Below are 20,800 nucleotides of genomic sequence, written 5' to 3' on the forward strand. Positions count from 1 at the left end.
CGGCTGGGACTTTGGACGTGTTTCCGGTCACAGTGATCGCAACGATCGATCGTCGAGCGACTGGGGGTTTGGCGGTGAACACCGACGGTCTGCGATCACTTATTTATAAACGAGCCGTCGGAGCTCCGGAAGCGCACACCGCCAACGCAACCGAGTATACGTAACCGTCTCAGGCGATCGCGGCGTCGATCTCCTCCTCGGTCAGGAAGACGTCCTCGCCCGTCTCGGCGTCGAACAGGTGGATCCGCTCCTCCTCGAAGACGACGCCGACCTCGTCGCCGGTCTCGGGCTTGACGTCCGCCGGCGCCCGCGCGAGGAAATCGTCGTTCACGGAGAGGTGGACGTAGTTGTCGGAGCCGATCGGCTCGACGACCTCGACGGTGGCCGTGAGCGTCTCCTCGCCGGTCGGGTCCTCGACGATCCCGATGTTCTCGGGGCGGATCCCGAGCGTGTACGGCCCGCTTTCGAGGTCGTGCCCCGCCACGTAGTCGCGGCTGAGCGCGAGCGCGAGCCCGGAGTCGTCGTCGCGGACCGTCGCCGCGGTGCCGTCGGTCTCCACGTCGACGTCGATGAAGTTCATCGAGGGGGAGCCGATGAAGCCGGCAACGAACTCGTTGACCGGGTTCTCGTACACCTCGGTCGGCGCGCCGACCTGCTGGAGCTCCCCGTCGTTTAAGATGGCGAGGCGGTCGCCCATCGTCATCGCCTCCTCCTGGTCGTGGGTGACGTACATCGCCGTGACGCCGAACTCCTTCTGGAGCTTCTGGATCTCCGCGCGCATCTCGGTGCGGAGCTTCGCGTCGAGGTTCGAGAGCGGCTCGTCGAAGAGGAACACCTCTGGCTCGCGGGCGATGGCCCGGCCGAGCGCGACGCGTTGCTTCTGCCCGCCGGAGAGCTCGTCCGGCTTGTCGTCGAGCAGGTCCGCGATCCCCATCATTTCGGCCATCTCCGTCACGCGCTCGTGGCGCTCCGCTTTCGTCATGTCCGTGCTCATCTTGAGCCCGAACGCCATGTTCTCCATCACCGTCTTGTGGGGATACAGCGCGTAGTTCTGGAACACCATCGCGACGGGACGGTCCGTCGCGTGGATCTCCGTGACGTCCTCGTCGTCGAAGCTGACGGTCCCCGACGTGGGCTCCTCGAGCCCCGCCACCATCCGCAGCGTGGTGGTCTTCCCGCAGCCCGACGGCCCGACAACGGTCACGAACTCGCCGTCCTCGATCTCCAAGTCGAGGTCGTCGACGGCGACGATGGTTCCCCGGTCGAACTCCTTCCGGAGCGTGTCGAGCGTTACTCTTGCCATTTACTGGCAAAGGGTGCTTCCCGCATATTAGTTCTTCGCTGTTTTCGCGATATGTGAGGAATAATCTCATCTTAAATGTGTCGGAGGACGAACTCCGACGTGAACCCGCGGGGTGTCCGTCCCGCGATCGCGAAGCGTTCGACGGTACCGACGCGAGTGCCGACGTGACGAGCTACCCAGATCAACGGGGCCGCCGCGAGGGAGGCGGACGCCGCCGCCCCGGTGATCCCAAAAACTAAATGTATGAATATGTAATTCATCGTTTGTTGTAGCCACATGAACGAGAAACGCAGAACGCTACTGAAGACGATGGGAGGAAGTACCGCGCTCGCGGCGCTCGCGGGCTGTATCAGCACGGGCGGCGACGGCGGGGATGGCGGCGACGGCGGTGACGGCGGTGACGGCGGGTCCAGCGACGGGTCCGACTCCTCGGGCGACGAGAATCAGGGAACCGCGACGCTGTGGACCGACCTGTCCGACGGCGAGGACGAGGCCATGTCCTCGTACGTCGACGAGTTCGAGTCGGAAACCGGATTCACGATCAACAAGGAGGCGCCCGGCGGCGAGCTCGACCAGCAGCTCGAGACGGCCATCCCGTCCGGGGAGGGCCCCGACTCGTGGATCTGGGCGCACGACTGGGTCGGTCGGTTCGCGGTCCGCGAGGAGCCGCCGTTCCTCTACGACGCGAGCGACGACATCGACTCGCTCGGCGCCTACACGGAGACCGCACAGCAGGCGGTCCAGTACGACGGCGCGGTCCACGGGCTCCCGTTCGCCTCCGAGACCGTCGCCCTGTTCTACAACGAAGATATGGTCGACGAGGCCCCGGAGACCCTCGAGGAGATGGTCTCTACCATGGAGGAGTTCCACGACCCCGAAAGCGGCGAGTACGGGCTCTCGTACCCCGTCGCCGACCCGTACTTCACCAGCGGGTTCATCCAGGCGTACGGCGGCGACATCTTCGACGAGGAGAACCTGGAGGTCACGCTCGATAGCGACGCCTGCAAGCGGGGGATGGACGCGCTCGATACCGTCTCCGACTACGTCCCGGCCGACCCGGGCTACGAGTCGCAGATCGTCGCGTTCGCGGACGGCGCCGCCCCGTTCGCGATCAACGGCCCGTGGGAGCTCGCGAACCTCCAGAGCGAGATCGACAACCTCGGAGTCGCGCCGCTGCCGACGATCGACGGCAACAACCCGCGCACGTACTCCGGGATCCAGACGTTCTACTTCAGCGCCATGCTGAGCGACGCCGACCAGTCGACGGTCGACGCGACCACCGGGCTCGCCGAGTGGTACACCACGAACGAGGACGTCATCGAGACCAACGCGGCCGAGCAGGGGTACATCCCTGTGCTCAGCTCCGTGGTCGAGGACGGGGACCTCTCGGCGGAGGTCGAGGCGTTCGCCCGACAGGTCGACCACGGCGTCCCGATCCCGACCCATCCCGACATGAACAGCGTCTGGACGCCGCTGACCGAGGCGCTGACTCGCGTCTTCAACGGCAACCAGGAGAGTGGCCCCGCCCTCGATCAGGCCGCCTCCGAGATCCGGGAGAACCTGTAGGCGCTTCTCCACCCAGTTATTATGGCTTCCCCACACACCGGTACCGGCGCGAGCGGCCTAGCGCGGCTCCGAGCAGCGGTCCCGTTCTCTAACCGCGACTGGGGACTGCTGCTCGTTATCCCCGGCGTGGTCCTGTTCTCCAGCTTCATGCTGTACCCGATCGTCTACCTGTTCTACATCTCGCTGACCGACGCGACGTTCGCCGGGTCGGTGATCGGGGGCGGCGCCGAGCTGATCGGGCTGGAGAACTACGTGCAGCTGCTCGGCGACTCGCAGTTCTGGACGTCGATGTCGACGACGTGGCTGTTCGTCGCCGTCTCGCTCGTGATCAAGGTGTTCGTCGCCGTCGGCATCGCGCTCCTGTTGAACCACGCCCGCGTCGTCGGCAAGCGCTACATGCGCGCGGCGGTGATCGTGCCGCTCGGGTTCCCCGGGATCTTCACGATCACCGTCTGGCGCGGGATGTTCAGCGACGCCCGATTCGGCGTGTTCAACACGATCCTCGGACGGTACAACGGCGTCATGTCGTCGCTGCCGGCGCCAGAGTTCCTCCTTTTCGACGTCCCGATCGGCTTCCTCAGCGGCCGCTGGGAGGCGTTCTTCGCGTACGTCACCACGGAGGTGTGGCTGGCGTACCCGTTCATGGTGATCATCATCGTGAGCGCGCTCCAGGACGTCCCGCGCGAGCTCCACGAGGCGGCGATGGTCGACGGGGCGGGACCCCTTCAGCGGTTCCGCACCGTGACGCTGCCCGCGATCAAGCGGCCGGTGCTGTTCGCGTCGATCCTCACCGGCGCGACCTCGTTCCAGCAGTTCCTGATCCCGTGGGTGTTCAACCAGGGGGGCCCGGCGCGGCAGAACGAGCTGATCATCGTGTACGGCTACCGCGAGGCGATCAGCTTCAACGAGTTCGGGCTCTCGGCCGCGATCCTCATCGTCGCGATCGCCGTCATCGGCCTCTTCATGTACGCCGCCGTGCGCTACGGCGGCCTCGCCGAGGGGGTGGGTGACGAATGAGCGCCCTCGGAGCCGTCCTGGCGCTGATCCGCGCGAAGCTCGTCGGACTCGCGACCGCGCCGAAGCGGTTCGCCGTGACGATCCAGCGGGCAATCTACGACCTGCGGACCGGCAAGCGCACGCCATGGGACGTCGCCAAGAGCGTGCTGATGACGGCGTTCGGCCTGTCGATGGTGCTGATCCTGTTGTTCCCGCTGTTCTGGATCTTCACCGCGTCGCTCGCGGAGGGGACCCGGCTGTTCAACACGAGCGGCATCTTCCCCGACCCGACGACGTACAACCTCGACGCCTACCGGTGGGTGTTCTTCGAGTCCAACTTCTTCTTCGTCGACGGCGACTGGGGGTACCCCCAGCTCGTCCTCGGCGGGAGCGGGGGACTGGTGAGTTTCCGGTGGGCCGGAACCGAGACCGGGCCGGGCGCGGTGTTCAACAGCCTCTATCTCGTGAGCGTGACGATCGTCGCCGGCTTCGGGATGATCGTGCCGGCGGCGTACGCGTTCTCGCGGCGGAGCTTCGTCGGCCGCAAGCGGATCCTCTACGGCTACGTGCTGTTCACGCAGATCGGCGCCGGCCTCTCGATCGCGACGCTCGTGGCGCTGTACTCGCTGTTCAGCTCGTACGGGCTGACGAACAACCTGTTCATCCTCGGGCTGTTCTACGCGGCCGGCGCGATCCCCTTCAACACCTGGCTGCTGAAGACGTACATGGACAACATCCCCGTCTCCTACGAGGAGGCGGCGATGGTCGACGGCGCGAGCTTCCTGGACACGATCCGGGAGGTGATCCTCCCGCTGACGAAGCCGGGGCTCGCCGTCGTGCTCATCTTCGTCTGGCTCGCCGGGTGGAACGAGTTCATCATCGCGCAGACGCTGCTCTCGCCGGAGAACTACCCGCTCTCGGTGGAGCTGTACAACCTCGCGACCGAGGGGCGGTTCTCGACGCCGTGGACGCGGTTCGCGGCGTTCGCGAACCTGTTCGCGCTCCCCGTCGCGATCGTCTACTTCGCGGCGCAGCGCTCCGTCGAGGACGGCCTCTCGTTCGGCGGGATGGAGGGATAAGTCGGAGTTCGGTCCGTCGTATTCCGTACTGCGATTTTCTCGTTCCGCGGTTTCTTTTTTTTTAAGCGTTTCTCGTTTCGCGCGTTCTCCGAAATTGGTGGCCGACGACAGCTCTGCAACGAACACCTCCAAAGCCCAAGCCGCGAGGACTCGCGCGACTCGCTGTCGTTCGAGACGCCTTCGGCGTCTCGTGATGACGAGAGAGCTTTGCTCTCTCGAACCACGCTCCTCGCTCAGTCGCTACCGCTCCTTCGCTGTGGGGTCGCCGGCGGCGAAGCCGTCGGCTGCCCGTGGCGCGTAGCGCCACGCTGCTTCCGTCGTCGTGCGTCGTCCTCGCGACTGCCCCGTTGAGTCCCACCCAACCGCACAGCGACCGCACCTCACCCCTCCCCAGCCTCGCCGCTCGCTCGGGGGCTCCCCCCGGTCGCCCCCGTCGCTCGCGGCGTCCCTCGCGCGTGCGACTCGCGGCCTGTCGCCGCGCTCGTCGGCACGCGCCGCCGCAGTCGGTTTATAAATAGTGCCCCCAGACGCGGTCGTTCGACTCTCAGTCGTCCGCCGTCGGCGTCGGCGCCTCGCCGCCGAGCCGGGCGCGGTCGTGGTCCGCCTCGAAGTCGAGGTCGGGGCCACGCGCGACGATCCCGGAGGGCGTCACGTCCGGGTGGGTCGTGTAGTAGTGCTCCTTGATGTGGCTCATGTTCACCGTCTCGGCGACGCCCGCGGTCTGGTAGAGGTCGCGGAGGTACGGCCAGAGGTGCTCGTACTGGTGGATGAACTTCCGGTTGCACATGAAGTGGGTGTGGTACACCTGGTCGAACCGCACCAGCGTGGTGAACATGCAGATGTCGGCCTCGGTGAGCGAGTCGCCGACGAGATAGCGCCGGTCCGCGAGGTGGTCGTTCCAGTGGTCGAGCGCGCCGAACAGGTCGTCGATCGCCTCGTCGTAGGCGCCTTGGGACTTCGCGAAGCCGGCGCGGTAGACGCCGTTGTTGACCGGTTCGTAGATCTCGGAGATGACCTCGTCGACGTCCGCGACGGTCGCCTCGTCGTCGGCGTCGGGCAGCAGCGAGACGTCGTTGCCGAGGTCGTCGAACGCGGTCGAGAGGGTGCGGAGGATCTCGCGGGACTCGTTGTTGACGATCGTCTCCTCGTGGGTGTCCCACAACACGGGGACCGTCACGCGACAGGTGGCGTCGGGGTCGGCCTCGACGTACAGCTCGCGGAGGAAGTCGCTGTCGTGCAGGTGGTCGGGTGTACACCCCTCCTTCTCGGGGGTGAACTGCCAGCCGTCCTCGGCGCGGTACGGGTCCACGACCGAGACGCCGATGGCGTCCTCCAAGCCGAGCAGCGACCGCGCGAGCAGGGTGCGATGCGCCCACGGACAGGCGTAGGAGACGTACAGGTGGTACCGCCCCGCCTCGGGCTGGAACCGGTCGTCCGGTTCGGCGTCGACGTGCTCCGGGACGTCGCTGCCGGCGATCCAGTTCCGGAAGGTCGTCTCGCCGCGCTGGAACGAGCCGTCCTCGTCCGTCGCCTCGTACGTGTCCGTCCGCCACTCGCCGTCGACGAGCTGATTCATACTCGATCAAGGGGCTCGACGCCCATAACGTGGGCGGGGACGCGCATGTCACCCGGCCGCTGTCCGGGCGGCGCCACCGTTAACCCCCTTCTCGTGGGAGGCGATCACATGACCAGATCCGCGCGGACCGACACGCAGGACCCGCCCGCCGTCGCGGTCGTCGGCGGCGGCGCAGTCGGCGTCACGGCGGCCGCCGACCTCGCGGCCCGCGGCGCCGACGTGACCCTCTACGAGCGCGGCGAACTCGGCGCCGGGAGCTCCGGCCGCGCCGCCGGCGTGCTGTACGACGCGTACGCCGAGGACGTCGACGCCGCGCTCGCGGCCCGGGCGATGGAGCGGTTCCGCGCCTTCGACCGCTCGCTGCCCGGCTTCTCGTTCGCGCCGTGTCCCTACGTGATCGCGGTCCGCGAGGGCGACGCGGACGCCGACGCCGTCCCCGAGATGGTCGAACGGATGCGCTCACACGGCCGCGACGTCTCCGTGATCGACCCTGCGGCGCTCGCCGAGCGGTTCCCGATCGCGACCGACGACCTCGCGGTCGCCGCGGTCGCCGAGGGCGCGGGCTGGTGCGACCCCGCGAGCTACGTCGCGGCGATGGGCCGGCGGGCGCGCCGCGAGGGAGTCGCCGTCGAGACCGAGACGCCCGTCTCGCTGTCCGGCGACCGACCGGAGCTGCGCGTCGGCGGGACGCGGGGCGACGCCACCCGCGAGTTCGACGCGGTCGTCGTCGCCGCCGGCGCACGCACCGCCGACGTCCTCGCAGACGTCGGGATCGCGGTCCCGGTCGTCCCCTACCGCGTGCAGGCCCTGACGTGCGCGGTCGCCTACGACGGCCCGATGGCCTACGACGCGACCGCCGGCGTCTACCTCCGGCCGCACCCGACCGGGCTGCTGGCCGGCGACGGAACCGAGCCGGTCGCGGCCGACCCGGACGAGTACGACCGCGAGGGCGACGACTGGTTCGTCGACGCCGTCACCGAGACGCTCCGCGAGCGCGTCGACGCCGTGAGCGACGGAGACGCCGACGTCGAGCGCGCGTGGGCCGGGCTCTGCACGGCGACGCCCGACGGCGACCCGCTCGTCGGGCCGGTCGGCGAATTGGCGGGGGCCGCACGTGGGAGCGACGACGGCGACGGAGAGCGCCTGTTCGTCGCCGCCGGCTGGCAGGGCCACGGCTTCATGCGCGCGCCGGCGGTCGGGGAGCTCGTCGCCGAGGGCGTGCTGGCGTCGCTCGGCGGGACCGACGCCGACGCTCCCGAGTCGCCGTGGATCGAGCCCTTCGATCCGGACCGGTTCGACGGGACCGAGTCGTTCGAGATCTCTGAGGGGATGTCGGTCGAATCGCGGGCCGGGGAGTGAGAGAAGCGAGGCCGCGTCGGAGGTCGCCGAGCTCAGCGCTCGTCGGCGTCGTCTTCCTCGACGACCGCGACGTCGCGCGCGTCGTCGTTCTTCGGGATCTCCACCTGAAGCGTCCCGTTGCGAGTCAGCGTCGCGTTCGCGCCCTCCGGCGTGACGCTCGCGTCGCGCGGGAGGTCGGCGCTCCCGGAGAGCGAGACGCCGCGCCCGGGGAACACCATCTCGTAGCCGTCGTAGAAGTCGCGGAACCGGTCGAGCTCGACTTCGACGGTGTGGTCGAGGAACGTCACGTTCAGGTCTTCGCCCCGGACCCCGGGGGCGTCGAAGACGACGAGGTACGCGTCGTCGCTCTCGAGGAGGTCGTGCGAGAGCGAGCGGCGCTCCTGCATCTTGCTCCATCCGCGACCGACGCGTTCGAGGACGCGGCGGGCGGCCGACCGGCCCGCCTCGACGAATCCGCTCACGGGTTACACCTCGATCTCGGCGAGCTCGCTCCCGCCGCAGTACGGACACGTGAGGTCCCCGACGGCGTGATCGTCGGGCACGTCGTACGTGTAGTGGTTCTCGAACATGTCGAGCTCGCAGTCGTCGCTCTCACATTTGACCTCCATCGTCGATGGCATATACATCACCGTTGTGTCGGCGAGGGCTTAAACGGCGTGGCGGCGGCCGTCCGTGTATGGACGGCATCGGCGACGGAGACGGTCGCGTCCGGGCGGGCGACGACCCGGTCCGCGTCCACGGCGTCGACTTCAGCGCGGCGGCGAACGACGCGGGACGGAAGACGTGGATCGCGAGCGGGAGTGTAGACCCGAAGGGCGGCGAGCTGCTCGTCACCGATCTCCGCCCGCTCGCCGAGCTCGCCGGCTTCGACGACGGCGGCGGCCGCCGAACGGTCGGCCGCGAGGACGCCCTCCCGGCGCTCGCGGCGTGGATCCGCGCTCTCGACGAGGGCGCGGTGGTCGGCCTCGACTTCCCGTTCGGGCTCCCCGGGTTCATCGTCGAGGAGAGCGGCTCCGACTCGTGGCGGTCATTTATAAGCGGCTTCCCGGAGTCGATCGGCGTCGACGGGGGCGGCGGAGGCGACGCCGACGAACGGAGCGACCCGGTCCGCGCGTTCGCCGAGCGCTGCGTCGGACTGACCGAGCGCCGCGGCGAGGGGACGTACGACAAGCGGGAGACGGACGCCGCCGTCGGCGCGCGATCGCCGTACGGGTTCATCGCCGACACAATCGCCTTTCACGGCATGCGCGACGTGCTCGCCCCGCTCGTCGATCGCGTCCGGGTCGCGCCGATGGACCGGACGGAAGAGGGGTGGCGGCCCGCGGCGCCGTCGGGGCCGACGGTCGTCGAGACCTACCCGGCCGCGGTGTTGGACCGACTCGGGCTCTACCGGACGAACTACAAGGGCGGTGGCGAGTCGGAGGCGACGCGCCGCCGCCGGAACGCCGAGGGGCTGGTCGAGGAGAGCGCTGTCGCGTATAAATCGGAAGACGAACTGATGGACGCAATAGTCGCGAACGCGGGCGGCGACGCCCTCGACGCCGTCGCCGCCTGCGTCGGGGCGTTCGCGGCGTGGCGAGGGGACTACGAGACCGACACCGCCGGGTTCGACGACTCCGGCGCGGTCGCGCTCGAGGGATTCATCTACGTCTGAGAGATGCCGGCGGCCGTCAGAATTCACAAACCCGTTCCGCGGAGCCGCTCCGGAACGACCGCGCGCTCGGCGACGGAGACGACCGCGGTGCCGAACGCGACGCCGGCGAGGAAGCCGGGACCGTACGGGAGATACGGGACCTCGAACGCGAGCACGGCTCCCAGCCCGACGGAGATAGCCAGGATCGCGGCGCCGAAGGCGACGTACGTGAGCGTCTCGTAGCGATCCGGCGAGAGTCGGTCGCGGGCGAGCCACGCGACCGGCCCGATGGCGACCGCGGTCGCCGCGGCCCAGCCGACGGCGAGCCCCCACGGCCGGGGGTCGGCACCGAAGAACTGCACCGCGGCGAGCCCGCAGAACGCGGCGAACGAGACGTAGTTTCCGGCTCGCTGCCAGCGAGAGGACTCGTCGGCGGCCGGGGGTGAACCGTCGCCCGAGCGCGTTTCACCGGTCGGGGGCGTCTCGGAGGGCACAGTCGGCGCTTCCGCGCGTCCCGGCATAAGCGATCCGGCGTCTCCCGGCGTTCCGCACGCTTTTCCCGTCTCGGCCGACTACGGACGGTAACATGACCGATTCGCCCGCGTCGGGCCGGGGATCGCTCCCGCCCGACCCGAACGACCTCTCCGTCACGATCGTCGACGGCTACGTCGACGAGCCCGCGCACTTCGGCGTCCCCCCGTACATCTCGACGTACCCGCGGTACACCGCCGGCGCGCTCGTCGACGCGGGCGTCCCCGAGTCGCGGATCACCTACCACACCATCGACGAGCTGCGCGACGACCGGAGCAAGCGGGCCGACGTCGCCGACGCCGACCTCATGGTGTACGTCGGCGGGATGACGGTGCCCGGCAAGTACGTGGGCGGGACCCCCGCCGAGCCCGACGAGGTCCGCGAACTGGGCTGGACCGCGGACGGCGTCACCCTGCTCGGCGGCCCCGTGCGGTTCGGCGTCGGCGAGGAGAACGCGGGCGCGACGGAGACCGAGCGCGACGACCTCGACTACGACTTCGTCGCCATGGGCGACGTGGAGGCGGCCGCGTATGATCTCGTCAGCGAGGGGTTAGAGGGGTTCGGCAACCGGATGCGCGACAACGCCGAGATCGACCAGTGGGCCGAGAAGGGGTCGTTCGTCGTCGAGCAACACCCAAACCACCCGGACTACCTCATCTGCGAGATGGAGACCTCCCGCGGCTGCGCCTACCGCTGCTCGTTCTGCACGGAGCCGCTGTACGGCGACCCGGCGTTCCGGGAGGCGCGCTCCGTCGTCGACGAGGTCGACGCGCTCTCGGACCGGGGAGTCAGGCACTTCCGGCTCGGGAGGCAGGCCGACATCCTCGCGTTCGGCGGCGACGGCGAGGCACCGAACCCGGACGCGCTTCGGGAGCTGTACGCCGGGATCCGCGAGGTTGCGCCCGACCTCCGGACGCTCCACCTCGACAACATGAACCCGGTGACGATCACCGACTACCCCGAGGCCTCCCGCGAGGCGATCCGCGTCATCGCCGCGCACAACACGCCCGGCGACACCGCCGCGTTCGGGCTCGAATCGGCCGATCCGGTCGTGCAGGAGCAGAACAACCTGCTCGTCACCGCCGAGGAGTGTTTAGAGGCCGTCCGCGTCGTCAACGAGGAGGGCGGCTGGCGACCCGGCGACACGCCGGAGACGACGCCCGGCCCCGACGACCGAGTGACCGGCCCCTCGACCGGGCCCGACGCCTCGCCGCGGCTCCCGAAGCTCCTCCCGGGAATCAACCTCGTCCACGGGCTCGCGGGCGAGCGCCCCGAGACGTACGAGCACAACAAGGAGTTCCTCCAGACGGTGTACGACGAGGGCCTGATGCTCCGCCGGATCAACATCCGGCAGGTGATGGCGTTCGCCGGCACTGAGATGGCCGAGACGGGCGCCGACATCGCCCAGGAGCACAAAGACCAGTTCCAGGCGTACAAGCGCGAGGTGCGCGAGACGGTCGACAACCCGATGCTCGACCGGGTCGTCCCGCCCGGGACGGTCCTCCCCGACGTCCACCTAGAGTACCACCAGGACGGGAAGACGTTCGGCCGGCAGCTCGGCACCTACGCGCTCCTCGTCGCCGTGCCCGGCGAGCGCGAGCTCGGCACCGCCATCGACGTGGCGATCACGGACCACGGCTACCGCTCCGTGACGGGCGTTCCCTACCCCCTCGACGTCAACGCGGCGTCGATGGACGAGCTGACCGCGATCCCGGGAATCAACCGGAGCAAGGCCGGCGATATCGTCGTCGGGCGCCCGTACGGCTCGGTCGAGGCGGTCGACGCCGGCGTCGCCGACCTCTCGCGGTTCGCCGTCGCCGACGACGTCGACGTGCCGATCCCGGGCCGCGAGCGCGCCGGGTCCGGGCCCGGGCCGGCCGCGCGCTCCCTGCTCGACCGGCGCGAGGGCTCCTCGGCGGGCCGCGGGGACTGAGGCGATGGCGGCGTCGGACCCGAGGCCGCCGGTCGCCCGCGTCCCGGCCGCGGTCGACACCCGGGCCCCGGGCGGGACGACGAACGCCTACGTCGCCGGGGGGCTCCTCGTCGACCCCGCGGCTCGCACCGACGCGCTCGACGCCGCGATCGGGCTCGACGGGGCGGGCAGCGAGAGGAGGGACAACGGGGAGCCGAGGTCCGCCGCCGTCGACGCGATCGCGGTCACGCACACGCATCCGGACCACGTCGGCGCGGTCGCCGAGTACGCCGACCTCGCGGCCGTTCCCGTCTTCGCGCGCGATGGCCACGTCGACCGGTTCGCGGAGGCGACCGGCGTCGAACCGGACGCGACGTTCGCGGACGGGGAGACCGTTGGCGACACCGCCGTCCGGGCGGTCGACACGCCCGGCCACGCGCCGGACCACGTCGCCTTCGCGGTGGCGGAGGGGAACGGGGAGGGGGAAGCGGACGAGGGAGCCGCCGCCCGTGCGCTTCTCTGCGGCGACCTCGCCGTCGCCGAGGGGAGCGTCGTGGTGGGCGCGCCCGAGGGCGATCTCCGCGAGTACCTCGACAGCCTCGGACGCGTCCGCGACGCCGGCTACGACCGGCTCTACCCGGGGCATGGCCCCGCGATCGACGATCCGACGGCGGTCTGCGACCGGCTGATCGACCACCGGCTGGACCGCGAGCGGGCGGTCCTCGCGGCGGTCGAGGCCGGTGCGAGCGACGTCGACGCGGTCGTCGGAAGCGCCTACGAGAAGGACCTGACCGGCGTCGCGGACCTCGCGCGGGCGACGGTCGTCGCGCACCTAGAGAAGCTCCTCGAAGAGGGGCGGCTCGGCGAGGAGTGGTCGGATCGGCTCGCCCGCGAGCGAGACATTTAAAAATAAACCGGGGCGGCTCGCCTCCAGCTTAAAAAAACGACGCTACGGCTCGGCCTCGAGCTCGGCCGCGATCCGCGGGAGCGGCGTCTCCGTCACGTCGACGAAGCGGCCGCCGACGTCCGCGACGCCGCCGTCGGTGGCGGGGTCGTCGCCGACGTGGACCAGCGTCTCGGGGGCCACGCCGAGCGCGTCGGCCGCGGTCTCGAACGCCTTCGGGTGGGGCTTCCGCCAGCCGCAGCCGACGCTGGTCGTGACCGCGTCGAACTCGCCGCGGAGGCCGGCGCGGATCAGCGTCTTGGAGACGAGCTCGGGCACGGCGCAGTTCGAGAGGAGCCCGACCGGCCCCTGCGCGGCCACGTCGCGGACGGCGTCTCGGGCGCCGTCGCGCCTGGTCACGTCCGGGTCGAACGCCGCGACGACGGCGTGCCGGACGACGTTCTCCGCGGCGTCGACGCCGCGGGACTCGAGCGCGTGCGCGACGTGGGCCGGGAGCGGGACCTCCGCGCCGGCCGGGGCGTCCACGTGTCGCTCGCCGTACGCGACGTGCCAGTCGTCGGGCACGGCGACGTCGCGGGACTCCAGCTCGCGCGCGACGATCTCAGCGGGGTCCGAGGGGTACTCGACGTCGACGAGGGTCCCGAACAGGTCGAAGGTGACTGCCACGATACCCCCACCTTAGGGCAAAACGGGATTGAAGCTGTCGGTCGGTGAAACAGCGGCGGCGTTCACCGCGAGTCGGGCGAAAAGCGGCGAGTCGGGCGGAGAGCCACGGGAAGGGAGACGGGCGACCCCGAGCCTCACATCGTCGGGGCGACGTGGATCGAGTAGAACCGGTAGAGCCCCGTCACCCACGCGCAGAGCCAGAGGAGCATGAACCCGGCCACGCCGACGCGGAGCCGGGCGCGCCAGTGACCCATGTCCTCGTGGATCTCGTCGATGTCGACGTCGGGGTCCTCGTACGCGTCGGCGTTCCGCTTGGCCTGCAGGATCCGGACGATGCCGGTGAGCGCGAACGCCAGCAGCGCGTACGCCTGCAGCCCGAGGAACGCGTGGATGACGGCGAGCCCGGTCAGTCGTCGGAAGAGGCGGGGGATCATCCAGCCGACGATCGGGACGGTCGTCAGCGCCAGCCCGACCCCGATGTACCGGAGGTGGTGCGTGAGGACGTTCCAACTCACGGTCTCGGCGTCGATCATGATCCACGCCCCGTACAGCAGGAAGGGGAGACTCGTCGTCACCGACAGCCCGGCGAGCGCCGCGAAGACCGACTCGTCTACCATCGATCGACGGTTCGGGCTCCGGCGCGTAAAACTCCCCGATCCGTCCGTCGCAGCGACGCCGGCCCCTCGAAGCGGCCGGCCGCCGTCACTCGTCGACAACGGACGAAAACAGTTAGCGTCCGGAGCCCGTAGGGCCGGACGATGGAGGACACCTCGACGGGATCGGAGCCGGAGCCGAGACCGGACCGAGAGCCGGAGACACCGGGCGGTGACGAGGCGTCCCCGGGCGGGGAACCGCCCAGTGACGAGGGAGGACCGACCGTCGGGGACGACGCCGCGGACGACCTCGACGAGCTCAGGCGCCGCGTCGAGGAGGAGTACGACTTCGACGACTTCGGGCCGTCGGACATGGCCCGGATGAGCGCCGAGGAGTGGGACGCCGCCTTCGACCCGGACTCGTGGATCACGGGCGACCGCCTGCTCGAACGCGCCGAGGCGGAGCTCAAATCGCGGATCGCCCGCCGGGAGGTGTTCGGCGTGTTAGAGCGGGTGCGCGCCGACGGTGAGGAGCGGATCTTGGTCTACTCCGACGAGGGGTACGCCATCGTCCGCCCGACCGGCGAAGTGACCGGACAGGGAACGGTCCTGCGCGACATCGAGCCGATCGTCGCGCTGGCGGCGATGGAGTCGTACGACGTCCCGGAGCCGCCGGACGACTGGTCGCTCCCCCACCCCGACACCGTTCCCGAGGGGTCCGGCGAGTTCGGCAACCTGATGGTCCAGGTGATCGCGGTCGTGCAGGTGCTCGCCGGCGCGGCGCTGCTGGCCGCGACGTTCCTCACCGACCTCGACACGATCGTCGCGCCCGCGATGGGGATCGTGTTCCTGCTCATCGGTCTCTTCCTGTTCGTGATGGTGGCGAACGCGCGGCTCTCCGACCGGTTCCGCTCGGAGGAGTACCGCGAGCGGCTGCGGGCCCTCCGCGAGGCGAAGGAGCGCCCCGACTTCGTCCCGGTCGAAGGAGGGGTCGTGGACGAGGAGCAGCTCGACGAGTAAAGCGCCGATATCGAGGGATAGAGGCCCTGTAAACGCCCCCACGTCGACGAGTTCAGTCGGTGGGTTTAAGCGGACGCCGTCCTGAGTGAACCTGTATGAAAAGGCGGGAATTCGTGCGGACGGCCGGCGGTGCGACCGCCGCGGCCGCGGCCGGTGCCGGGGCGACCGGGACGGCCGCCGCACAGGAGCAACAACCGGACTGGCCGAGCGGGGTCACGAGTGGGAACTTGGGATCCTATCAGGACGCCCGCGGCGAGAGCGAGGTGACCGTGCAGGTCGGCGCTGGCGACAGCGGGCTCGCGTTCGATCCGACCCAGCTGTGGGTGGACACGGGCACGACGATCACGTTCGAGTGGACCGGGAACGGCGGGGCGCACAACGTGCAGACCGTCGAGGGCGGCGGCCCGGCCAGCCTCGACAGCGGTGACCCGATCGGCGAGGAGGGGCACACCTACGAGTACGAGGTGACCGAAGAGGACGTCGGCATCACCCACTACCACTGCGTTCCCCACACCGCCGTCGGCATGCACGCCGGCCTCGCCGTCGGCGAGGACATCCCGACCACTGAAGTCGGTGGCGGCGGATCCAGCGGCTGGCCGGAGAACATCGCCCACGTCGGGGTGCCGCTCCACGCCCACTGGGTCGGGATCGCCGCGATCTTAGGCATCTCGCTCACGTTCGTCTTCACGTTCTACCTGCTGAAGTACGGCGAGTCGGCCCACACCGGTCACGGAGGGAGACAATGAGCTCCGGCGGCTCCTCGTACGGAGACATCCACCGGTACGAGCCGGCTCGCGAGAGCACGGCGGCGGCGATCGCCATCGTGCTCCTCACGGTCATCGAGGTCGTGTTCGTCGGGCTGTTCGTCTTCGGGCTCATGTCCGCGTGGGCGTCGACGGAGTTCGGCAACATGTACACCGGCGCGCTGCTGGCGATGATCTTCATCGACCTCGCCTTCATCCTCCTGTTGTACCGCAAGGAGTTCCTCCCCGACGTGATGATCGTGAAGAAGCGTCGTCGCAAGTGGGAGGACCTCTACGTCCGGGAGGACGAGAAGGACGGCGTCGGGATAGACACCGGCAGCGCGATGGACACCATCAAGCGCGCGGTCTACCCCTACTACAAGAAGTGATCCCACAATGAGCCTCAAAAAACAAGACGAGATGGACCACAACGCGTGGCTCAAAAAGCAGGACCTGACGGTCATCGAGACCGCGTTCCTCACCACGCTCATCTGGCTGGACAAGCGGCTCCGCATCGTCGACTACCTCGAGCTGCTGGAGACGATGTACTACCGCGCGAACCTCCAGATGCCGAAGAGCCACACGGAGCAGTACGACCTCGACAACAAGTTCTGGTACTGGTACCCGCTGTACTCGCTCGGGTCGCTGTCGATCATCGCATACTTGGTCGCGGCGGTCACCGGGGCGCTGCTCGGGTTCTACTACGCGCCGTCGACCGCCGGCGCCGCCGCGCAGGGCGACCCGACGGCCGCGTACGACTCCGTCGTGATGATCATGACGGACGTCCAGTTCGGGTACATGCTCCGCTCGATCCACCGCTGGGCGGCGCAGTTCATGGTCGCCGCGGTGTTCCTGCACATGCTCCGCGTGTACTTCACCGGCTCGTACAAGGAGCCCCGCGAGGTCAACTGGATCCTCGGGATCGTCCTCATCGGCCTGACGCTCCTGTTCGGCTTCTCCGGGTACGTGCTCCCGTGGAAGCAGCTGTCGTTCTGGGCCGCACAGATCGGCGTCGAGATGGCGCTCGCGACCCCCATCGTGGGCGAGTGGGCGGCGCAGCTCCTGTTCGGCGGCTTCACCCTCGGACAGGCGACGCTCGTGAGAATGTACATCCTGCACGTCTTCGTGCTGCCGTTCGTGGTGACCGGCCTCATCGCGCTCCACGTCGGCATCGTCTGGGTGCAGGGGATCGCCGAGCCGCACTAATCCAATGACCGACGACACCACCCCCATGACGGACGGAGGCACCGACGAGGAAGCGCGCACCGACGGCGGTCCGCCGGCGACGGTGCCGCCGGACGACGAGACGCCGACCTGGACCGAGCGCAAGGAGCACTCCAGCGGGCTCGCCCAGCTCACCTACCAGTACTTCGAGCGCTCTCGCCGCGAAGACGAAAACCTCCGCGCGGAGTCGACGTACGTCGAGCGCGACGTGCTCGGCTTCCCCACGTGGCCCCACGAGACGATCCGGAACCTCGCCATCACGAGCTTCTTCGTCGGGATCATGATCCTCATCGCGGCGGTGATGCCGGCGCACTACGGGGAGCCGGCGAATCCCGGGGCGACGCCGGCGATCATCCTGCCGGACTGGTACCTCTACTGGTCGTTCGGGCTGCTGAAGCTCAACCCCATCAACCCGAGCCTCGCGGTGCTCGACGGCAACATCGCGATAGGGAACGAGTTCCTCGGGATCATCGCTCACGGGATCGTCTTCGGCGCCATCGGGCTCGTGCCGTTCCTCAACAAGGGGAGCGCGCGGCGTCCCGTCGAGCAGCCGTTCTGGGCGGCCGTCGGCGTGGGCGGCGTCATCCTGTCGATCACGCTCGCGGCGCTCGCGATCCAGAACTTCTTCCCGATCTCGCTCGACCTGCTGCTGCTGCTGACGTTCATGCTCCCGATCGCCGGCGGGATCATCACCTACGCGGTGTTGAAGACGATGCGTGAAGGGTACATGTACGACCTGAACCGGCGGTACTACATGTTGCGCCCGCCGAAGTAAGGCCTGAACTCCCGTCTCCGTTTTCCCCGCCGCACACCAGTTCGATGTCATCATCCACCGACCACGACGACGCACAAGCGTTCGACGAGACGGGCGATCCGATCGCCGCGGACGAACAGGAGGATCCCCGCAGCGAGCCGACCGGCCCCCGATCCGGGGCCGACGGGCGCGAGATCGTCGTCCCGTTCCGCCTGTACAAGGCCGTCACCGTCTTCTCGACGCTGGCGGCCGTGGTCGCGTATCTGATCGGGTTTACGCTCGTCGACGCCGCGACGCTGCAGATCAGCTTCGTGCGGACGACGATCGTGTACCTCCTGAACAGCGCCGGGCTCTACCCCTCACAGGACACGCTGGTCGCCGCGCTGGCGATCACGGGGATCGCCTTCATCGTCGCGGGGACGGCGGTGTACGTGTTGGGGACGCGGTTCCGCGGCCAAGGGATGGGAAAGTCTCAAGACGGCTCCGACGAATCGTGAGGTAATGGCAGACGAGTTCATGAAGGGGTTCGCCCTGTTCACGCTCGGTGGCCTCGGCTGGCTCACCTTCGGTGGATGGTATCGAACGCCCTCGTACTACGACGTCGTGCAGCTGGTTAACCCGGCCGAAGGCATCGAGACCGCCTACGGTGAGATCGGTCTCGTCGCCGGCGACGCGTTCTTCTGGGTGATGATCCTCGGCGCGCTCACGTTCTGGGTGCTGATTCCGGTGAGCCGCGAGCTGCGCGACGTCCTCAACGACGACGCCGACGCCGCGAACTGATCCGCCCGCCGGACTCGTTTTACCCGGTTGCGTCCGGGGCCTTCGTGAACCCCTCGATCGGTGAGGTGGTTCAGCGGCCGCGCCGAACACGGCGCCCATATCTCGCACGGCGTTTTTTTTTTGGCGATCTGGCTGACTTAGTCGACCCAGACACCGCATGGTGGACGTGGCGACTGGCGGTACTCGTTCCCTATCCGGAGGTGACCCATCGTCGGCTACCTTGGCGGTGAACTCCAGAAATGTCTGAACTCGAGCGGGTCCGTCGAGGCCCGCGCCGTCCGCCACGCCTTGCGGTCGAGCGACCGCCCTCCGGAGGCCACGGACGCCTGTCGTTCGCGCTGGTCGTCATCGCGGCGACGCAGACGCCCACGTCGCTGGAAACGCCGGCGGTCGCGGCCGCGGCGTTCGGTGGTTCAGAGACGGCGAGACCGACGCCACGGTGTCCGGTACCGGCCGCCGAGACGCCCCCGACCCCGGCCTAGTCAGAGAGACGGACCGTGACGACCGGCACCGGCGACCGACGAACGACCTTCTCGGCGACGCTGCCGATGAGGTAGTGGTCCAAGCCGGTCCGGCCGTGAGTGCCCATCACCACCATATCCATCCGCTCGTCCTCGACGTAGTCGAGGATCGTCGCCTTGGGTACGCCCTCGACGGTCGCCGTCTCGACCGGCAGGTCGTCGTGCAGCATGGCGACCGCGTCCTCGACGGCGCGTTCGGCCCGGTCGTGCTCGGCGTCGGTCCACGCCTCCACCGAGAGGCCGCCGGTCGGACTCTCGAAGCGATTGCGCGTGTCGACGACCGAGAGGACGTGAACGGTCGCGTCGAAGCGGTCGGCGATGGTCTCGGCGTGGTTCGCGGCCGCCGCGATGCCGTCGTTGCCGTCGGTCGGGAGCAGGATGTCGTCGTACATAGTCGAGTGAAGTGCGCCCGTCGACTTAGAAGCCCCCGACCGCCATCACGAACAGCGCGGCGGCGATGACCGCGAAGAGCACGCCGACGCCCTGCTTGATGAGAGTCGTGTCCAGCGCCGCCGAGACGTACGGCGCGATCTGGCCGCCGGTGACCGTCGCCGGCACCGTCCAGACGACCATGTTCCACGGGGTTGACGCGAGGCTGATGCTGTGGCCGCCGGGGACGAACTGGCCGCCGAAGACGTGGACCAGCGACGCCAGCACCGCGGTCAGCGCGACGACGATGTGGTTGGTGCCGATGGCGACTCGCACGGGTACCTCGGTCCGAAGCATCGAAATGATACCCAGTTCCCCGATACCGAAGCCGGCGAGTCCCTGAAAGACGCCGCCGACGCTGTAGTTGGCGAAGCGTTCGAGGTACCCCCGGCGGGAGTAGCTGTAATCGTTGCCGTCGCGGTCGACCCGCGTGACGATGCCGTCCGCGGCCGTCTCGACGCCGGCCGGTCCGAGTTTGTCGGCGTCGTTCGGCATCGAACCGCCGTCGGTCGAAACCTCGGCTCCCGCGCCGCTCTCACTGGGTCCCTCGTGGTCCAGATCGGCCTTGAACAGGAGATACGAGGCGACCATCAGCGCCAGTCCGAGCAGGAGGTGAAACACCGGCGCGGGGATGACGAAAGAGAGCAGCGCGCCAGCGACGACGAATGGCACTCCACCCGCGACCAGTGTGAGCGCGAGGCGTCGGTCGACCAGCCCGTACTGAATGAACGCGAGCGCGGAACTGGAGAGGCCGAACGACTCGCTGATGAGTCCGACCTTCACGAGCGTCTCCGGCGTGAGCGTCTCGCCCGCGATGAGCGGGAAGACGAAGATGAGGAAGGGGACGAAGAGCGCGGACCCGCTGATACCGACCGTGTTGACGATGGTGGCGCCGACGATGAAGGCGAAGAAGAGCCACCAGTACTCCAGCCAGTAGCTCGCCCCCGACCCTTCTGTCGGCGCCCCGAAATAAACGCCCACCACGAACAGTAACGGGGCGAGGAACACGAACACGTGCTGATACTTGAGGAAGGCCTTCTGGACCGTATCCGACCGTGAGGACGCGCTCATTGCGGATTGACGCTTCGTTAGAAATTCTGGTACAAATGCGTTTTCTTCTGTGAGATGTGTTTCAATAATTCGTGTAAGATTTCCGGGAGTGTCGTGCGTGCCGCCGCGGTGAACTCGCGCTCTGTATCGGTTACGTCGGC

At 68.8% G+C, this 20,800-nt stretch carries 23 protein-coding genes; 14 read left to right on the forward strand and 9 right to left on the reverse strand.

Translation table 11 applies throughout. The annotated features are described in order from the left end of the window. Positions 1–169: 169 nt before the first annotated feature. On the reverse strand, positions 170–1,303 hold the full coding sequence (locus Hrr1229_RS03245; protein WP_123114221.1) for an ABC transporter ATP-binding protein: 1,134 nt from the start codon (positions 1,301–1,303) through the stop codon (positions 170–172). Between the two features lie 276 nt (positions 1,304–1,579). Here Hrr1229_RS03245 and Hrr1229_RS03250 point away from each other — a divergent pair, with 276 nt between their 5' ends. Genes Hrr1229_RS03250 through Hrr1229_RS03260 form a run of 3 tightly spaced genes read left to right on the forward strand, consistent with a single transcriptional unit; the run spans position 1,580 to position 4,944 of the window. After that, positions 1,580–2,869, forward strand: a complete 1,290-nt coding sequence (locus tag Hrr1229_RS03250; RefSeq protein ID WP_176329334.1) for an extracellular solute-binding protein — start codon at positions 1,580–1,582, stop codon at positions 2,867–2,869. A gap of 21 nt (positions 2,870–2,890) precedes the next feature. After that, a complete protein-coding gene (locus Hrr1229_RS03255) occupies positions 2,891–3,886 on the forward strand; it encodes a sugar ABC transporter permease (RefSeq protein WP_123114219.1) in 996 nt (331 codons plus the stop codon). After that, positions 3,883–4,944, forward strand: a complete 1,062-nt coding sequence (locus tag Hrr1229_RS03260) for an ABC transporter permease subunit (RefSeq protein WP_123114218.1) — start codon at positions 3,883–3,885, stop codon at positions 4,942–4,944. The genes Hrr1229_RS03255 and Hrr1229_RS03260 overlap by 4 nt, the downstream gene beginning before the upstream one ends. Before the next feature lie 544 nt (positions 4,945–5,488). Here Hrr1229_RS03260 and Hrr1229_RS03265 read toward each other — a convergent pair. Further along, the gene (locus tag Hrr1229_RS03265; RefSeq protein ID WP_123114217.1) at positions 5,489–6,520 is read right to left on the reverse strand and encodes a glutathione S-transferase family protein; all 1,032 of its coding nucleotides are present in this window, start codon (positions 6,518–6,520) and stop codon (positions 5,489–5,491) included. A gap of 108 nt (positions 6,521–6,628) precedes the next feature. Here Hrr1229_RS03265 and Hrr1229_RS03270 point away from each other — a divergent pair, with 108 nt between their 5' ends. Continuing rightward, entirely contained in the window at positions 6,629–7,879 is a 1,251-nt protein-coding gene (locus Hrr1229_RS03270) for an FAD-dependent oxidoreductase (RefSeq protein WP_123114216.1), read from the forward strand. 32 nt (positions 7,880–7,911) lie between these two features. Here Hrr1229_RS03270 and Hrr1229_RS03275 read toward each other — a convergent pair whose 3' ends face one another. Both Hrr1229_RS03275 and Hrr1229_RS03280 read right to left on the reverse strand, forming a co-directional pair. After that, positions 7,912–8,340 carry an Hsp20/alpha crystallin family protein gene (locus Hrr1229_RS03275; RefSeq protein ID WP_123114215.1) on the reverse strand — a complete coding sequence of 143 codons (429 nt, stop codon included), beginning with the start codon at positions 8,338–8,340 and terminating at the stop codon, positions 7,912–7,914. Between the two features lie 3 nt (positions 8,341–8,343). Further along, positions 8,344–8,499, reverse strand: coding sequence for a hypothetical protein (locus tag Hrr1229_RS03280; protein ID WP_176329335.1), 156 nt, complete (start codon positions 8,497–8,499; stop codon positions 8,344–8,346). 56 nt (positions 8,500–8,555) lie between these two features. Here Hrr1229_RS03280 and Hrr1229_RS03285 point away from each other — a divergent pair, with 56 nt between their 5' ends. After that, entirely contained in the window at positions 8,556–9,533 is a 978-nt protein-coding gene (locus tag Hrr1229_RS03285) for a DUF429 domain-containing protein (RefSeq protein ID WP_158606082.1), read from the forward strand. A 23-nt stretch (positions 9,534–9,556) separates the two neighbouring features. On the opposite strand, the gene Hrr1229_RS03290 is transcribed toward Hrr1229_RS03285, so the two are convergent. Next, positions 9,557–10,006: a hypothetical protein gene (locus Hrr1229_RS03290; protein WP_123114213.1), complete on the reverse strand. Its 450-nt coding sequence runs from the start codon at positions 10,004–10,006 to the stop codon at positions 9,557–9,559. Positions 10,007–10,098: 92 nt separating this feature from the next. Here Hrr1229_RS03290 and Hrr1229_RS03295 point away from each other — a divergent pair, with 92 nt between their 5' ends. After that, positions 10,099–11,976 carry a radical SAM protein gene (locus Hrr1229_RS03295; RefSeq protein WP_123114212.1) on the forward strand — a complete coding sequence of 626 codons (1,878 nt, stop codon included), beginning with the start codon at positions 10,099–10,101 and terminating at the stop codon, positions 11,974–11,976. A 4-nt stretch (positions 11,977–11,980) separates the two neighbouring features. Beyond that, complete coding sequence (locus Hrr1229_RS03300) at positions 11,981–12,862, forward strand: MBL fold metallo-hydrolase (RefSeq protein ID WP_123114211.1); 882 nt, start codon at positions 11,981–11,983, stop codon at positions 12,860–12,862. A gap of 42 nt (positions 12,863–12,904) precedes the next feature. Here Hrr1229_RS03300 and Hrr1229_RS03305 read toward each other — a convergent pair whose 3' ends face one another. Then, positions 12,905–13,525: an HAD family hydrolase gene (locus Hrr1229_RS03305; RefSeq protein WP_123114210.1), complete on the reverse strand. Its 621-nt coding sequence runs from the start codon at positions 13,523–13,525 to the stop codon at positions 12,905–12,907. 134 nt (positions 13,526–13,659) lie between these two features. Further along, on the reverse strand, positions 13,660–14,142 hold the full coding sequence (locus Hrr1229_RS03310; RefSeq protein ID WP_123114209.1) for a hypothetical protein: 483 nt from the start codon (positions 14,140–14,142) through the stop codon (positions 13,660–13,662). A gap of 141 nt (positions 14,143–14,283) precedes the next feature. Here Hrr1229_RS03310 and Hrr1229_RS03315 point away from each other — a divergent pair, with 141 nt between their 5' ends. From Hrr1229_RS03315 to Hrr1229_RS03345, 7 genes are all read left to right on the forward strand, one after another. Next, complete coding sequence (locus Hrr1229_RS03315) at positions 14,284–15,138, forward strand: hypothetical protein (RefSeq protein ID WP_123114208.1); 855 nt, start codon at positions 14,284–14,286, stop codon at positions 15,136–15,138. Between the two features lie 95 nt (positions 15,139–15,233). Then, positions 15,234–15,884 carry a plastocyanin/azurin family copper-binding protein gene (locus tag Hrr1229_RS03320; protein ID WP_123114207.1) on the forward strand — a complete coding sequence of 217 codons (651 nt, stop codon included), beginning with the start codon at positions 15,234–15,236 and terminating at the stop codon, positions 15,882–15,884. Beyond that, positions 15,881–16,270, forward strand: a complete 390-nt coding sequence (locus tag Hrr1229_RS03325) for a hypothetical protein (RefSeq protein ID WP_123114206.1) — start codon at positions 15,881–15,883, stop codon at positions 16,268–16,270. Before Hrr1229_RS03320 ends, Hrr1229_RS03325 begins: the two co-directional genes overlap by 4 nt. 7 nt (positions 16,271–16,277) lie before the next feature. Further along, positions 16,278–17,087, forward strand: coding sequence for a cytochrome bc complex cytochrome b subunit (locus Hrr1229_RS03330; protein WP_123114205.1), 810 nt, complete (start codon positions 16,278–16,280; stop codon positions 17,085–17,087). A 4-nt stretch (positions 17,088–17,091) separates the two neighbouring features. Then, the gene (locus Hrr1229_RS03335) at positions 17,092–17,880 is read left to right on the forward strand and encodes a cytochrome bc complex cytochrome b subunit (protein ID WP_123114204.1); all 789 of its coding nucleotides are present in this window, start codon (positions 17,092–17,094) and stop codon (positions 17,878–17,880) included. A gap of 44 nt (positions 17,881–17,924) precedes the next feature. Next, positions 17,925–18,356, forward strand: a complete 432-nt coding sequence (locus Hrr1229_RS03340) for a hypothetical protein (RefSeq protein WP_123114203.1) — start codon at positions 17,925–17,927, stop codon at positions 18,354–18,356. A gap of 4 nt (positions 18,357–18,360) precedes the next feature. Next, entirely contained in the window at positions 18,361–18,639 is a 279-nt protein-coding gene (locus tag Hrr1229_RS03345; RefSeq protein ID WP_123114202.1) for a hypothetical protein, read from the forward strand. A 478-nt stretch (positions 18,640–19,117) separates the two neighbouring features. On the opposite strand, the gene Hrr1229_RS03350 is transcribed toward Hrr1229_RS03345, so the two are convergent. Both Hrr1229_RS03350 and Hrr1229_RS03355 read right to left on the reverse strand, forming a co-directional pair. Beyond that, a complete protein-coding gene (locus Hrr1229_RS03350; protein ID WP_123114201.1) occupies positions 19,118–19,552 on the reverse strand; it encodes a universal stress protein in 435 nt (144 codons plus the stop codon). A 25-nt stretch (positions 19,553–19,577) separates the two neighbouring features. Further along, complete coding sequence (locus tag Hrr1229_RS03355) at positions 19,578–20,660, reverse strand: sulfite exporter TauE/SafE family protein (RefSeq protein WP_123114200.1); 1,083 nt, start codon at positions 20,658–20,660, stop codon at positions 19,578–19,580. Positions 20,661–20,800: the final 140 nt, after the last annotated feature.

It is taken from the genome of Halorubrum sp. CBA1229, assembly GCF_003721435.2.
Taxonomy (GTDB): Archaea; Halobacteriota; Halobacteria; order Halobacteriales; family Haloferacaceae; genus Halorubrum.